1 pseudogene is annotated in these 559 nt (G+C 67.1%); it reads right to left on the bottom strand.

Going from position 1 to position 559, the window contains the following annotated elements:
• A pseudogene (locus tag NA5_RS41185) lies at positions 1 to 559 on the bottom strand (ATP-binding protein); the annotation flags it as partial.

Here is a 559-nt window from a genome sequence, read left to right on the forward strand (position 1 = left end):
CCCAGCCACTCGCGCAGCAGGGTGGTGATGACCGTGACGGTGTCGGATGGCCGTTGCTGGGCGAGGAAGATCCGGAAGACCGCCGCTTCGAGCTCGGGGGAACGATCCAGTTCGGTGACGCCGTAATGTCCGAGCGCCTTGGCGAGCTTGGCCTGATACGACTCGGGCAGACCGGCCCGCTCGACATCGAGGCTCTGCAGATAGGTGTGGAAGTACTCGCGTGCGCTGTGGACGTGGCCCTGCACGCCGTCCTCATCCCACGACCGGTTGTGGCTCAGTTCGGACAGGTCGGCGAACACCTGCACAAGCTCGATCTCGTCGGCAAGCGGCCTGCGGTTGTCCGCGATCGCCGCCTGGCGCACGGCGAGGTAGTGGTCGAGCACTCGGCGCTCATCATGCGGGTCGACATCGAATCCGAGCAGCAGGCTGCGCAGATCCTGCAGGCTGCGGGCGATGCCGTCGTGTGCTCGGTCCGGTGTGGGCTCGCTGGGCAGGTCCAGCTCGACCGATGCGACCTCTTCGGCGTCGGCGGCCTCGTCGTCATCGGCGATCGGCTCCA

The sequence above is a fragment of the Nocardia anaemiae NBRC 100462 genome (genome assembly GCF_001612725.1).
Taxonomy (GTDB): domain Bacteria; phylum Actinomycetota; class Actinomycetes; order Mycobacteriales; family Mycobacteriaceae; genus Nocardia; species Nocardia anaemiae.